At 36.5% G+C, this 13,637-nt stretch carries 15 protein-coding genes; 14 read left to right on the forward strand and 1 reads right to left on the reverse strand.

The features are described from left to right. Positions 1–3 precede the first annotated feature (3 nt). The 13 genes from P1X15_RS24070 to P1X15_RS24130 all read left to right on the forward strand — a co-directional run bounded on the left by P1X15_RS24070 (position 4) and on the right by P1X15_RS24130 (position 12,089). On the forward strand, positions 4–504 hold the full coding sequence (locus P1X15_RS24070) for a hypothetical protein (protein WP_277340690.1): 501 nt from the start codon (positions 4–6) through the stop codon (positions 502–504). Continuing rightward, a complete protein-coding gene (locus P1X15_RS24075) occupies positions 505–1,074 on the forward strand; it encodes a Crp/Fnr family transcriptional regulator (RefSeq protein ID WP_277340691.1) in 570 nt (189 codons plus the stop codon). A gap of 82 nt (positions 1,075–1,156) precedes the next feature. Next, positions 1,157–2,131 (forward strand): aldo/keto reductase, encoded by a 975-nt coding sequence (locus P1X15_RS24080; RefSeq protein ID WP_277340692.1) that lies wholly within the window; start codon positions 1,157–1,159, stop codon positions 2,129–2,131. A gap of 469 nt (positions 2,132–2,600) precedes the next feature. Beyond that, positions 2,601–4,031: a hypothetical protein gene (locus P1X15_RS24085; protein ID WP_277340693.1), complete on the forward strand. Its 1,431-nt coding sequence runs from the start codon at positions 2,601–2,603 to the stop codon at positions 4,029–4,031. A gap of 184 nt (positions 4,032–4,215) precedes the next feature. Beyond that, on the forward strand, positions 4,216–4,812 hold the full coding sequence (locus P1X15_RS24090; protein ID WP_277340694.1) for a nuclear transport factor 2 family protein: 597 nt from the start codon (positions 4,216–4,218) through the stop codon (positions 4,810–4,812). Between the two features lie 488 nt (positions 4,813–5,300). Next, the gene (locus P1X15_RS24095) at positions 5,301–6,011 is read left to right on the forward strand and encodes a DUF6994 family protein (protein WP_277340695.1); all 711 of its coding nucleotides are present in this window, start codon (positions 5,301–5,303) and stop codon (positions 6,009–6,011) included. A 199-nt stretch (positions 6,012–6,210) separates the two neighbouring features. After that, the gene (locus tag P1X15_RS24100) at positions 6,211–6,807 is read left to right on the forward strand and encodes a hypothetical protein (protein WP_277340696.1); all 597 of its coding nucleotides are present in this window, start codon (positions 6,211–6,213) and stop codon (positions 6,805–6,807) included. A gap of 247 nt (positions 6,808–7,054) precedes the next feature. Then, positions 7,055–7,420, forward strand: coding sequence for a VOC family protein (locus tag P1X15_RS24105; RefSeq protein ID WP_277340697.1), 366 nt, complete (start codon positions 7,055–7,057; stop codon positions 7,418–7,420). Between the two features lie 308 nt (positions 7,421–7,728). Next, positions 7,729–8,562, forward strand: coding sequence for a CPBP family intramembrane glutamic endopeptidase (locus tag P1X15_RS24110; RefSeq protein WP_277340698.1), 834 nt, complete (start codon positions 7,729–7,731; stop codon positions 8,560–8,562). 128 nt (positions 8,563–8,690) lie between these two features. Continuing rightward, positions 8,691–9,809, forward strand: a complete 1,119-nt coding sequence (locus tag P1X15_RS24115; protein WP_277340699.1) for an acyltransferase family protein — start codon at positions 8,691–8,693, stop codon at positions 9,807–9,809. Positions 9,810–9,914: 105 nt separating this feature from the next. Continuing rightward, positions 9,915–10,229: a RidA family protein gene (locus P1X15_RS24120; protein ID WP_277340700.1), complete on the forward strand. Its 315-nt coding sequence runs from the start codon at positions 9,915–9,917 to the stop codon at positions 10,227–10,229. 132 nt (positions 10,230–10,361) lie between these two features. Continuing rightward, positions 10,362–11,156 carry an SDR family oxidoreductase gene (locus tag P1X15_RS24125; protein WP_277340701.1) on the forward strand — a complete coding sequence of 265 codons (795 nt, stop codon included), beginning with the start codon at positions 10,362–10,364 and terminating at the stop codon, positions 11,154–11,156. A 15-nt stretch (positions 11,157–11,171) separates the two neighbouring features. Continuing rightward, positions 11,172–12,089 carry an AraC family transcriptional regulator gene (locus P1X15_RS24130; RefSeq protein ID WP_277340702.1) on the forward strand — a complete coding sequence of 306 codons (918 nt, stop codon included), beginning with the start codon at positions 11,172–11,174 and terminating at the stop codon, positions 12,087–12,089. A gap of 91 nt (positions 12,090–12,180) precedes the next feature. Here the strand turns inward: P1X15_RS24130 and P1X15_RS24135 are convergent, their stop codons facing one another. Next, complete coding sequence (locus tag P1X15_RS24135; protein WP_310586043.1) at positions 12,181–12,489, reverse strand: helix-turn-helix domain-containing protein; 309 nt, start codon at positions 12,487–12,489, stop codon at positions 12,181–12,183. A 140-nt stretch (positions 12,490–12,629) separates the two neighbouring features. On the opposite strand from P1X15_RS24135, the gene P1X15_RS24140 reads away from it, so the two are divergent. Further along, on the forward strand, positions 12,630–13,019 hold the full coding sequence (locus P1X15_RS24140) for a DoxX family protein (protein WP_277340704.1): 390 nt from the start codon (positions 12,630–12,632) through the stop codon (positions 13,017–13,019). The last annotated feature ends 618 nt before the right edge of the window (positions 13,020–13,637 follow it).

The raw sequence follows: 13,637 nt of genomic DNA on the forward strand, positions 1-13,637 counted from the left end.
AGAATGAGCTTAAAAACAATCAAGAAATACGCTACCAACTGTTTTGTGTTAACTATTCCAATCATGATTTGGAATATGGTATTGACCAATCAATTGCCGAAATATTTTCAGCCAGAAATATTCTGGAAAGACATTCCAACTTTGCTGACCTATGGAGAAAATATTTCACGAGCAATGGTGTTTATGCTTACTTTTCTGATGCCTCTCCGTATTTCCACCCCAACACAGAAAAGAGGGTTGTATATATACTTAGGCGGCGTTTTATTGTACTTTACCTCTTGGCTAGTTTTAATCTTATTTCCCGATAGTGAATGGAGCAATAGTAGTATGGGATTTACGGCTCCTTCTTACACTCCCTTGTTATGGTTAATAGGTATCGGGCTGATTGGAGATTCTTTTTATTTCAATTGGCCGTTTAGACGTTGGTTCTTTATTTCGATTTCTATCCTATTTCTGCTATTTCATAATTTCCACGCCTTCACTATCTATCAAAGAACGCACTAAATGGAACCTTTTATTGAATACATATTACAATTTGGTCATTTGAATAAGCAGCAAATTGACCTTATTATGAGCAAAGCCACCACTTTAGAGCTTCGTAAAGACGAATTTTATTGGAAAGCCGGAAAAATGGTAAGGCAGATTGGTTTCATCACAGAAGGAGTATTGCGGGTGTATTATTATACCAATAGTGGCGAAGAAAATACTCGGTATTTTGTAGATGAAAACCACCTGATTTTGGATGGGCCTATGTACGAAGGCGAATACATTCCTTCAGAATACCTACAAGCCATTACAGACTGTAAAATAGTGGTGTTTTCAAAAAATAATTGGCAAGAAATCGGAGAAACCATTGTGGGTTGGGAAGTTATTATCCAAAAAATAATGGCCAAACATCATAGAGAAAAACTGGAGAGAAGAAGTGAGTTAGTTTCCCAAGACGCCACTACGCGTTATCTTGATTTTATCGAACAGTTTCCCACCTTGGCCAATCGCGTTCCTTTGTCTTTCATTGCTTCTTATTTGGGAATTACGCAATCTTCTTTGAGTAGAATAAGAAAAAATATCCGCTAAAATCGCTTTTTGCCAAATGGCAAATGATTTCATTTTTTCTAAGACAACCTTTGCAGGGTTGTTAAATTTTAAAATCAAAAAAATGAAATCAAGAAAATTAGGAACTAGCGGCTTAGAAGTATCGGCTTTGGGTTTTGGTGCCATGGGACTAAGCTTTCCCAATGCACCCACCAAAGAGGAAAGCATACAATTATTGCAAGGGGCGGTTGAGCAAGGTATTACGTTTTTTGACACGGCCCAAGGCTACGGCGACAACGAGCTTTTGGTAGGCGAAGCACTCGCCCCCTTCCGCAACGAGGTGACGATTGCTACCAAATTTGGTTTTAGAGAAGGTAAAATGATGCTGGGCTTAGACAGTAGTCCCGCAAATATAAAAGCTACCGCCGAAGCCTGCCTGAAAAGATTGAAAATCGAGGCGATTGACCTATTTTACCAACATCGATTTGACCCCAATGTCCCTATCGAAGAAGTGGCGGGAACGGTAAAAGACTTAATCCAGCAAGGAAAAGTAAAATACTTTGGGCTGTCGGAAGCCTCCGCCGATACCATCCGCAAGGCACATGCTGTTTTGCCCGTTACGGCTTTGCAAAGCGAGTATTCGATGTTTTATCGCCAACCAGAGCACGAAATCATCCCTACTTTAGAAGAATTAGGCATTGGATTGGTGGCTTTTAGCCCACTAGGCAAAGGCTTTCTGACAGGCACCATCAATGCAGATGTCACATTAGACAAAGCCGACACTAGAAACATGTCGCCTCGTTTTAGCAAAGAAAACCGCGAAGCCAATCAAGCATTGGTAGACTTAGTGACTTCAATAGCGACCGACAAAAACGCCACGCCTGCCCAAATCGCATTAGGCTGGTTGCTGGCCCAAAAACCCTGGATTGTGCCTATTCCCGGAACCTCCAAATCACATCGCTTACAAGAAAACATAGGCGCTATTCATGTATCGCTGACTCATGACGAACTAACCAATATAAATGCTGCCTTAGCAACCATCACAATTGTAGGTGAGCGCTATCCTGCCCAAATACAGGCCGCGACAAGCACAAAATAGGCAATCATCAAAGAAATAGAACTTCCTTCTTGGAAGTGGCTCCCTCCCACTGCAACCACTCAGCAGAAAAGCCCCCTCTACTTTTGCTTCCTTATTTATTTGAATAGGGGGGCAAAAGTAGAAGATACACTTTAGGGTCAGCGCTATCCTCATTTTCTTCAAAATCAACATCTCCGTATTTGGGCCTTCAGCTATAGGGGAAATTAGAAGTTTGTAGTTTCCAAAAAATAGCACAACGCTCGGGCGTACCTCCATTTTCTTCACTCCAAGCGACTCCCTTACCAATTGAAAAAAAATCTCCCTACAAATACAAAAAATCATAAGGCATATTGAAGAGAAAGTAGGTATATTTGGGGTATAGGCGAAACTCCCTTACATTTCGACCTAACCGGTCTTTATTTCAGGGAACTTCGGCTATTTCCTACCCGTTATCGGGCACCCTAAAAGGCGAAATAACTAACAGAACCAAATGGAGAGAATATATTTTGATAAGCAGATATTTAGCCACCTATTCAAAGGGGACAAGCCTGTATATCAAAAGCTATATAATGACCTATTAAAAAACAAAGACCATTTTATTTTCTGTTATTCTCACGGACATTTACTTGACTTAAAAAATGACAAATCAAAAATTAAGTTTAGAGAATTAGACTTCATTGAAACGATTGTAGATGATAACTATCTTTCATATCACGCCACAGAGAAGAGAACTTCTTGTTATTTAGTTAAACCAAGAGAAGCATTTAATGATATTGAAGATGATACGGAAATATCATTTGCAACAATGTTCGACGATTTAGACTTAGAATTTGCAACACCCGAACAACAAGAACAAATTAAACTTGCCAAAGACCTATTTGAAAATCAAAAAATTGATTTTGAATTTTCTCAAATTCAGGATATACCCGATGAAATAAAAAATCCTTTAAATAAAATCCTTCCTGTTGGTTTAGACCCAATGACTCTTTTAGAATGGAGTGAGCATTTTATGGGAATGCTCAAATCAATGGAAGATGACAAATCAGTTTACAAGGGATTACGAAATGTGGTTGACAAGCATATAAATAATGGAAAGTTCACAATCGACATTAATGAAATAGACTTTAATGACGACCTTAAAAATTCAGTCTTGCAGAAAACGTTTATTGAATATGTTAACGGCAATTTAAATCCGAATGGAGATAAGGGAATAACAGATTATGATTTTTATACTAATGCATATTTCACCCTTGACCTATTAGGAATTAGCAAAGAGCCTTCTAAAAAAGTAAAGTTCGGATCTATTCTGAATGATAGTTATCACAGTTACTATGGTGCTTTTTGTGATTATGTAGTTTCGGATGACCAAGGATTTCTAAAAAAGACAAAAGCATTATACAGACTTCTGGGAATAGAGACGAAAGTTTACCATATTGATGATTTCATACCGTTTTTTTACTTGCTATCAAACTCAATCGAAAGTAGTCCTAAAATGCTTTTTGACTTACTTATAAATGACATAAAAAATGGTTTAGTAGTAGATAACTACCAATCAATTAAATTCAACAGGAACACCACAGTCATTAAACCCTTTCACAGTTATTTTGGCTTCTTCAATCAGATTGAGAGCTTTAAAGAAAATAATCAAGACTTTATTTTGCTAAGGCGTAGAACAAAGAATTATTCCTATTTTAGTTTTTACAGACAATATAAAGGAATAATAAATAAGGCATTTAAACTTTTTGGTTCTGACCTTGACAACAAAGGTGAATTTGACTGGGAGAAAGAAATTGAAGAAATAAAAAGCGGAACTTGGAAAGGTAGATTTTGGGACTTTGACACCTTCACGATTTTAATTGAAATCAACATTGGAATCAAAGAAATCTGCTTGCTTTTGACACCTAAAACATTGGCTGCATGAAAGAAGGCCGACCCGATAACAGCACCTACACGCAAGTGGGGGTTCAATGCTTCTATGAAAGTGAAGTGCTAAATCCAAGTTCTGTACTTTTAATGAACTTTTGTGCTAAAAATACCGCCACAGCTCCAAGTCCTATCCGTTAGCGGTCAGGCCGGAACGGACTTTCCTATTCATTAACTGAGGCATGAGAATACTATTAATTGCAATTACTATTTCATTATCTGTTTTATCCTGTAATATTAATCAGGACACAAAAGACAATAAACAGAGTGAGTTGTCCAAACCTTTAAACTTAACAGTTAATCAGCTAGATTCATTTCTATCGACAATCAAAATTGACAAGTACACACTTATCAACTCAAAGGAAGGTGAACGACAAAAAGATGCGGCTGACATTATTGAATTGAAGCGTAAATGGCCACAAGTCATGCAATCGCCGAATCGGGTAGGTTTCGATACGATCCTGTCTAAGAACTTTACTTTTTTTGGTGAAGGCCGCTTACTGAATAGAGAAGAGTATATCCAAGATCGATTGACGACTTCTGATTGGAAAATCACATTTGTGAAGTATGATAATGTTACACTTCAATTTTTCGATAGTATTGGTCTTTTGACTTACAGAAATCAAGTCACTAATGAAAACGTAAAAACAAATGAAATTGAAATAGAATATATCAGTTGGGCAGACATATATGTGAAAGAACAGGGAAAATGGAAAATTGGAGCTTCTCACACAATCGATGTACGTATAGAACAAGTTGAGAAAGGCCCGAACCGCTAACATCGGTTTAGCAATATGGTAGCTGTGCGGAAACAATTGAGCATTTGTACTTCTATCCACATTTTTACTATAGTTGGACTGACATTTTTCAAAGCCCTGCCTTCGCCAAGCAACAAACCGTTAGCGGTCAGCTTTAAAGACGAAACAGAAAGCGATGAAGAAATATTTCAACAAAGCATCATATTTGACAATTTTAACTGTTGGACTTGAGGGGCTTCAATCATACTTCCTTCATGTTAGGACAACAGACTATTCACATAAAATTTTTTCAGTCTATTTTTTCGTTGAATTATTTATATTGCTTGTGACCATTTCCACTGGACTTAAAAATAGAATTTTTGCAAGTATCTATTTGGGGGCATTTCTTTTTGAATTAGATTGATTGTTTATAAATGAACGACCAATTAGTCCTGGCAATCTGGTTATGATAATTATTGAATTTTTGAAAGTTTACGTATTTTATGTACTAACAAAGCAACCATTAAAAAATGAATTTAATTGACATAGACTTTGACTTTCGACAAGACAGTAAGTGTGGAGACCCTGACACTGACAGCCATAAACTATATGAAGCTCATAAGTTATTATGGAGTAAAGAATTGCCAAATGGTAGGACTTTTACTTTGGAAATTAAAGGCGACAGTTATGGCAGGTTTCTTTTAAAAAATAATCTGTGTATAAATTTGTCAAGTGACCGTATGTGTCCACATTTTGACGGAAAGTACAGGAATAAATTTGACGGTTGGCTTTCAGACTTGGAACGAGAAGAACTAAAACAAAAAGTGCGAACAATTGGCGGGCATATAATTTTTCCTGCCCACAAAAAAAATGGCTTTACAGTTAATCAAGCCAGAGGTGTAAGCAGAATAATTTGCGACAGGTTCGATTTGACATTGGAGTGTATTAGACGTTTTTATCAAAACGAAGAAAGCCCACTTTCCAAGACATTGACAAACTACAAAGATTTTTTTGACTTGTTTATTGACTTTAATGGTTATGTAGACTTTTTCCATTTGCAAGACTTTGTTGACCCAAATCAACGAATTGAATTTTCATTACCGTTCGACAATTTTAATAGACCACCATTACCACAGACAATTGACGAGTACCAACAATATAAAGACCATATCTTAGATTTAATGAACAAAAGAAATAGACGAATTTTGGACACCATAACAAGTGGACAATATGCAAATTAAAAAACGCATAAAGACAAGAACGTCAGCCTGTAACATCGTATTGGCAAGTGGCGGACTGAATGGCTTCGTATCAACGGAAGTGCAAAATTTAACTTTCGTTCTTCGATTGAAGTTCAGTGCTAAAAATCCCGCCCATCGCCAATACGCGGCCCGTTAGTGGTCATTGTAGGACGGCTCTTAAAAGAAAGACTAACTAAGCGTGGAATTACAACAAACTGACATATCAAAAATTGAAGTTAGAGAAATAGAATGGCAAGGGCCATTTTCGTGGACAGGTTACGAAAATCATAACAACCTTGACACAATTCCTGAAACAGAAGGCATTTATCTTTGGACATTTGAATATAAAGACGGCTACTTGGTTTATTGTGCGGGAATAACAAAATCTACTAAAAAAAGATTTAGACAACATACATTAGGGTATAAAAGCGGCAATTACACAGTGTTTAACATAAATGAAGCAGAGCAAGGCAGACGAGTAGAAATTTGGCACGGTTGGTCATACGCAAGAACACATCGTGAAGAATTTAACGAACGAAAGGACGAAATTCTAAGCGCCGTAGAAGAACAGTTAAAATCGTTTAGGGTATTTGTTGCCCAAATTCCTGAAAAAAGAGAAAGAGCACGATTTGAAGCAGCAATTATGAACAGCATATACGGCTCGACAGAACCTTGGGCAGAATTAGCTGACAGAGGAATGGCATTAAGTAAGCGTAGAAAAGACGAAATGCCAATCTTTATAAAAAATATAAACGGCATTAAATTTTACGGACTACCAAAAACATTAGAAATATAGAAAAGGAAACAATAAACCGCCACCATCGCATTGGTAATAGGCGGACTGAATGGCTTCGTATCAACGGAAGTGCAAAATTTAACTTTCGTTCTTCGATTGAAGTTCAGTCCTAAAAATCCCGCCCATCGCCAAGCCGAAAACCGTTATGTGCTATACCAAAACAGTATTAATCTCAAAAGTTATAGTGACAAAATTTTAATTATAATCTAATCATCCATCCCTATTTTATCTAAACAATTCAAATAAAATGAAAATACGACTACAAGAAATTGAATTAGGCACAAACAACCCAAGCAAAAGTAAATCATTTTATAGTTCGATTTTAGGACTAGAAACTTCTGTTGAAGAAACTGGGCTAAATGTTTTTCAATCAGGAATTACAGGGGTTGATTTTAATACATCAACACATTTGCCATCTAAAACTATAGTCACAAGTTTTCTTACAGATAATTTGCAAAATGTTATTGACAGACTTTCTGCAAATGGTATACTTTTCAACGGCCCAAAAAAATCTCACTTGGGTATGACATCAATTGAATTTAAAGACCCTGATGGCTATTTAGTTAGAGTCAATCAGCCGACTGAAGAATCACCGAATTGGCTAAAAGTTTGACATTGCTATGTTCAGAAAGAATTCAACAAGGTATTTTACAATAGACTTTGAATTTTGACACAATGATTGATATCGAAGAGACTGTTTGTGACGCCAAACTCACAGCTATTTTGAGTGTAGACATCCTAGTTAAAGGGGGTGTATTTCAATGTTAGGCGGCATTACGCAGGATTACGTTTTTGAGGATCTGTCCTTTATTGCTCATTAGAGCAACTCTTAGCTTGAGTATATTACAGGTTAACGGTTTTCCAAGCCCTGTCTTCGCAAAGCGGCAAACCGTTGCCTACCATTTTAAACAACCACTCTCAATGACGATAAAAAAGATTGCAAGAGAGCATCCACTTGTCTTATTTTTTTCTTTGGCATATCTGGTTGCCTGGCTAAGTTGGCTACCGTTAATTCTTTCACAAACAGGAATTGGCTATTTGCCTATAAAAATTCCTATGCCGTATGTAATAATAGGAACTTTTGCCCCCTTATTTGCCGCTTTCTTAATTCAATGGTTGACACAGCACAATTTGAAATTCTTTCGTTTTCGGGTCCGGTGGAAACACCTATTGTTAGGGTTAATTGTTGGATTTATTTTAATTGCTTCTGCTTTTATACTCATTCCAAGTGCAATTCTAACCAAACCCCCTCTTAGTTTGTGGAATTGGAAAGCTTTTCTTGCATATCCATCAGCCATTATTCATAGCATTTTTTTGGCAGCAGGACCGTTAGGTGAAGAACCCGGCTGGAGAGGATTTGCGTTACCAAGACTATTAAGAAAATACAATCCATTTTTAGCTTCGCTTATTCTAGGTGTTTTGTGGTTTTGTTGGCATTTACCGTTGTTTTTAATTCCAACTTGGACATCAAGCCCAATGTATATTTATGCAATGTTAGTTGTTAGCCTCTCCTTTGTCATGACATTTATCTATAACATTTCCAAAGGAAATGTTGTAGTTGCTATCATCATGCACGGCATATTCAATAGCAGCCCTTTTATACTAAATGACTTCCTTGCCAATTCAGCAACCAAAGACCTGATTTCATTTGAACTACTTTTAGCATTGTCTTTTGTGTTTCTTGTTGTTTTGTTATTGCTATTTACACAGGGCAGACTTGGATACGAAACAAAAATTGAAAGTAAAGTTGTATAAAGACGAAAAACAACCCCAATAACTAAGCTTTCGTGGGGGCCGTAGGTGTAAAGTCCCCACTGCACCAATACGCAAACTGTTGCAGGGCTGTGAAATACCCAACTCATTAACAAAATTAGATGTAACAAATGAAGCGACTTTATTATTTAGATAATCTTATGATATTCTTGTCCGTCCTCGTTGTACTTCACCATGTTAGTATAGGTTATGGGACAATGGGCGGCTGGTGTTATGTTACATCAGAAAAACTAACAGGTACAACTCAAATTTTCCTTTCGGCATTAACTGGAATCGAGGCATCATTTTCAATGAGCCTTTTCTTTTTCATTTCAGCTTTTTTAACAATTCCCTCATTAGAGAAAAAAGGAGTACGAAAATTTATAAAAGCAAGACTAGTACGCCTAGTGGTACCACTATTATTTGTAATGACTATTCTTGCCCCAAGTATTTTATATTATATTGAAATCCACAATAGTACTACTCACTTGTCATGGCTGAATTATGTATTACAACAAAATGCCAAACCATACACCTCTCATGTGTGGTTTATTCTGGTGTTGATAATTTTTGAGTTAGTATATATTAGCTATTGGAAATTTATAAAACCTCATTTTTCAATTTCAAAATATATATCTGACAATACCCCCTCACATTTAAATATACTGACGATTATTATTATATGCAGTGGTCTTACACTCCTCATGCGGCAATTTTTCCCACTTGGACAAAACTTTATTGGCATAGAGTTTTCCAATATCATTCCTTACATTTTTATGTATGCAATCGGGCTATTGGTATACAGAAAACATTGGCTTGATGATTTATCCAGAAAAGTGGCAATTACATGGTTTCCCATATCACTTATAGCAGCCGCCTACTTTGGCTTGATTATTTATCTTCTTATAACGAATCCGTCTATAATTCATAAATTTTTGAGATTTAGCTGGGAATCTGTTTCTCTTTCATTAGCCCAAGTCTTTTTGTGTATTGGTTTCTCTGGCTTTTTTCTTCACCTATTTAATAAAAGATTCAACGACACAAACTCTATTTTATCAATATTGAGAAAAAATAGATATGGGGTTTATATTTTCCATTCTGCTGTTGTAGTTGGCATTACTATGATCCTGGAATCTTTGACTTTTAACCCAACTATTAAATATATTATAGCTTGTATTTTAAGTATTGTATTTTCCTATATGCTTGTTGGGTTAATTCGTAAAATCCCTTTAGTGCAGCGAATAATTTGACAATGAAAACAAGGTACGACGGTACAACAATAGGTATTATCCCGCAAGACTGCTAGAAGTATAACAATCGACAGTTGTAGTACTGTTTTTGAAATTAATAATAATATGAAACAGATTACATTTTTATTTTTAATCCTTTTGAGCATAGGTTGTTCAAGCGCAAAGAAGACAAATCAAAAGTCGTTTAAACCACAACCTGAAAAGGTTTTGATTAAAAATGTTTCAGATACTACGATTCGGCTTCCCAGAGGAACTTCTCAAGCAGTTTGGGCAGGCAATACCCTGTATGTAAGTGGGTCGCTTGACCCTGATATGAAACTGCATACAACAAACTTAAAGACACTGCAAATTATTTGCATGCTTTATTATAAATACTTCAAACTACCCAATTTTTTACTATTTTGTGTGCAACTCGCATAGGGGCGCTACTGCGCTTATTCTGTGAGTATAAATATTAAAACGGACATTTGAACACAACAAACCGCTTTTTGAACACTTTTCAGGTGATAAGATACTGTAATTTTGTTGCAGAAAATTTAACTAGTTCAAAAAATGGAAGTAACACTAATTACAGGGGCTTCGAGCGGAATAGGCGAAGCGCTGTCTAATAAATTGGCAGAAAAAAAACACAACCTATTGCTTGTTGCCAGAAATGCAGATAAACTGCAAAAACAATGCAATCAATTATCAAAAACCTATGGCATCCATGCTCAATATATTGTAGCAGATTTGAGCAAACCCAATGCAGCAAATGAAGTCTTTGACGAAAGTAAAAAAAGAAATTTATTAGTAACGTTATTGGTAAACAATGCGGGAATTGGCTCATCAGGTGAGTTTATAAAAAACCATCTGCAATCAGAATTGGATATGATATACCTCAACAATGCGTCGCTAGTAGCACTCTGTCATTTATACTTACCAGAAATGATTAAAAACCAAAAGGGGAGTATTATTAATGTGGCCTCATTAGCAGCATTTGTTCCAAGTCCTTATATGGCAGCCTATGCAGCCTCAAAAGCCTTTGTTCGTTCGTTTACCCAAGCACTTACCGAAGAATGCAAGCCTTACGGAATAGCCGTTATGTTGTTTAATCCAGGCTTTACGACTACTAACTTTATGAATACACCCGCAAACAACAACGAGTGGGGGCAAACACTAGTAAAAGGTGCCTACACACAAACATCAGAGCAGGTGGCGTTTGAAATGGTAGAAGCCTTGGAAAAGAAAAAAACGTTTCACGTTTCGGGGAGAGGTAATCGATTTACAACGAAAATGGCCGCTTTAATACCCAATGCAATCATCGCAAAAGTATTCGCAAATCAAAAACGGAAGGAAATGAATTTATAATTTTCAACTTTAATCATGGCAAAAGAGGCATTACAAACTATTGAGATAAAATCAATCGCACAAAGTCATCAATTAATAGGTATTGGAAAACCCAAACACCCCTTATTTAGCGTAATGAGATTTGAAAACCTAGCTCAGGTTACAAACCCAAATCGTTTGCGATTGATTTTTGATTATTATCAAATTGTTTTGAAAAAAAATTGTCCGGGCAAATTGCAATATGGACAAACTATTTACGATTTTGATGAAGGTGTAATGTCTTTTTTTGCACCAAAACAATTACATATTTTAGGAGTAGGTGATGTGTTGGCAACCTCAGGTTGGTTGCTCAACATTCATCCCGACTTTTTTAGAACCTATACGCTAGGACAGAAAATAAAAGAGTACGGATTTTTTGAGTATGCAGTAAACGAAGCATTGCTCCTTTCTGAAGACGAAGAGAAATCTATCGACATCATTTTTCAGCAAATAGAAAGAGAATATAACTTTCCGATTGACAATTTTAGTCAAGACCTTGTAATTGCAAACATTGATTTACTGCTGACGTATTGCAATCGATATTATAAGCGGCAGTTCATTACACGAAAACCGAGTAATAGCGGTATGTTAAGCAAAGTTGAAAAAATAATCGACACTTATTTTGACGACACAACTACCGATAAAAGTTTGCTGACCGTAAATTATCTTGCTTCACAACTTAACTTATCCCCAAAGTATCTGAGTGATTGCCTAAAACAACTTACAGGACAAACCGCACAACAACACATCCACGACAAGTTGATTGAAAAAGCAAAAGAAAAATTATCAACCACAGCGCTTTCAGTAAGCGAAATTGCATACGAACTTGGTTTTGAGCATTCACAATCATTCAGCAAACTTTTCAAGACCAAAACCAATCAATCCCCCTTGGGGTTCAGACAGTCATTTAATTAACGAATACATGCTCAACTTTAAATATATGCTACGATTAGCATCACGCCCTAGCATACATTAACAAAATCGGATTAATGCATTGCTTTCGCACCTATTTTCCTATGACTTTTTTACGATGAGCCAGCCCCCAAAAATGAAGCTCGTCTAAGACTTTTTCAAGCGACAAACCATGTGGAGTAATGGTATATTCAACTGTGGGAGGAAAAGTATCATACACATCTCTGCGGATAAGTTTATTTGCTTCCAAACTTTTTAACTCTTTTGACAGCGTTTTGTCCGTTATTCCATTCACTTCTTTTGCAATCTGCTTGAAGCGTTTTGGCTTTTCTGCCAAGACAAACAAAATAAGCAACTTCCATCTTCCTTCGACAGCTTCAAGAGCATCTTGAATTGACAACATCGTTTTGGGACAACCAGCTTTGGACAACATATTTTCGTTTTTTACGATACTTCCTGTTTGGAAAGCGCTTTCCAAACAGGAAGTAATATCATTTCGATAGCAAAGGTACCTAAATTTGAAGCTTCAAGACAATATAAGCTATGACAGCATCACAAAAAACATCAAAAACAATGAACACTATCCTTTGGATAGTACAGGGGATTTTAGCCACCACTTTTCTTTGGGCAGGGTTTATGAAACTTTTCAAACCCGAAGATTTGTCCTTTCCTTGGGTAAAAGACAATGCAACTCTTGTTCTGATAACAGGCATTGTGGACTTATTAGGCGGACTTGGAATTGTATTGCCAGCATTACTTCGTATTCGCCCTAAACTGACAATTTATACAGCTTACGGAATGACCACTTTAATGACGCTTGCAAGTATTTTCCATATTTCAAGGGGTGAAGCAAAAGATATTAGCTTCAATATTTTCATGCTTCTTATGGCCATCTTTGTAGCGTGGGGTAGACAAAAAACACCTATTAAATAGCAACTGACAATCGGGTATCCTGCTAACAGCTCTATAGACCACTCTAATATACTACGGGACTATTTGATAGCAAATTTTAAGCTCTATTTGCAAAGCTTGCCTTCCTGAGCAATGATTTTGACCTTAAATTAAACCCACTGACTTAAAAGCATGGATTAATGTATTCACAAACACAATTGTGTAACTTTCCTCTGTCTGTTTGATAGTCGAGTATCCCATAGAAGCCAGAACAACTTCGTAGATATATACAATCCTATTTATAAAAACAAGTAAGACAACTTCTAAAAACCCAACAGGCAGCCCCAGCCCCATTTCACTGAGTGCAGCTTGTTGGGTTTTTAGAACACATACCCAGGCTTAAAAAATTTTTGTCCCTGGACAATGATTTTGATAGCATTTTTTATAAAGTTTCAGCTGATGCTAAATTTTTACAAATACAAAATGATAGTAAAATAGGTGATTTTACACTAAAAATGCTATGTCTGTTTAGTTGGGGTGCATTGCAAATTGTCGCCTTCATGCCGCATTGTTTAGATGCTTAAAATTGATTTGGAGCACTTTCTTTTTGACTTCGCACCACCTATCCGACTCATACCTTGTTCGTAACTTAAGCATTGC

The organism is Runella sp. MFBS21, from assembly GCF_029433105.1.
Taxonomy (GTDB): Bacteria; Bacteroidota; Bacteroidia; order Cytophagales; family Spirosomataceae; genus Runella.

Bases quoted from the DNA above. Each gene is read 5' to 3' on its own strand.
- P1X15_RS24070 (WP_277340690.1), top strand. From the start codon at position 4: ATGAGCTTAAAAACAATCAAGAAATACGCTACCAACTGTTTTGTGTTA.
- P1X15_RS24075 (WP_277340691.1), top strand. From the start codon at position 505: ATGGAACCTTTTATTGAATACATATTACAATTTGGTCATTTGAATAAG.
- P1X15_RS24080 (WP_277340692.1), top strand. From the start codon at position 1,157: ATGAAATCAAGAAAATTAGGAACTAGCGGCTTAGAAGTATCGGCTTTG.
- P1X15_RS24085 (WP_277340693.1), top strand. From the start codon at position 2,601: ATGGAGAGAATATATTTTGATAAGCAGATATTTAGCCACCTATTCAAA.
- P1X15_RS24090 (WP_277340694.1), top strand. From the start codon at position 4,216: ATGAGAATACTATTAATTGCAATTACTATTTCATTATCTGTTTTATCC.
- P1X15_RS24095 (WP_277340695.1), top strand. From the start codon at position 5,301: ATGAATTTAATTGACATAGACTTTGACTTTCGACAAGACAGTAAGTGT.
- P1X15_RS24105 (WP_277340697.1), top strand. From the start codon at position 7,055: ATGAAAATACGACTACAAGAAATTGAATTAGGCACAAACAACCCAAGC.
- P1X15_RS24110 (WP_277340698.1), top strand. From the start codon at position 7,729: ATGACGATAAAAAAGATTGCAAGAGAGCATCCACTTGTCTTATTTTTT.
- P1X15_RS24115 (WP_277340699.1), top strand. From the start codon at position 8,691: ATGAAGCGACTTTATTATTTAGATAATCTTATGATATTCTTGTCCGTC.
- P1X15_RS24120 (WP_277340700.1), top strand. From the start codon at position 9,915: ATGAAACAGATTACATTTTTATTTTTAATCCTTTTGAGCATAGGTTGT.
- P1X15_RS24125 (WP_277340701.1), top strand. From the start codon at position 10,362: ATGGAAGTAACACTAATTACAGGGGCTTCGAGCGGAATAGGCGAAGCG.
- P1X15_RS24130 (WP_277340702.1), top strand. From the start codon at position 11,172: ATGGCAAAAGAGGCATTACAAACTATTGAGATAAAATCAATCGCACAA.
- P1X15_RS24135 (WP_310586043.1), bottom strand. From the start codon at position 12,489: ATGTTGTCAATTCAAGATGCTCTTGAAGCTGTCGAAGGAAGATGGAAG.
- P1X15_RS24140 (WP_277340704.1), top strand. From the start codon at position 12,630: ATGACAGCATCACAAAAAACATCAAAAACAATGAACACTATCCTTTGG.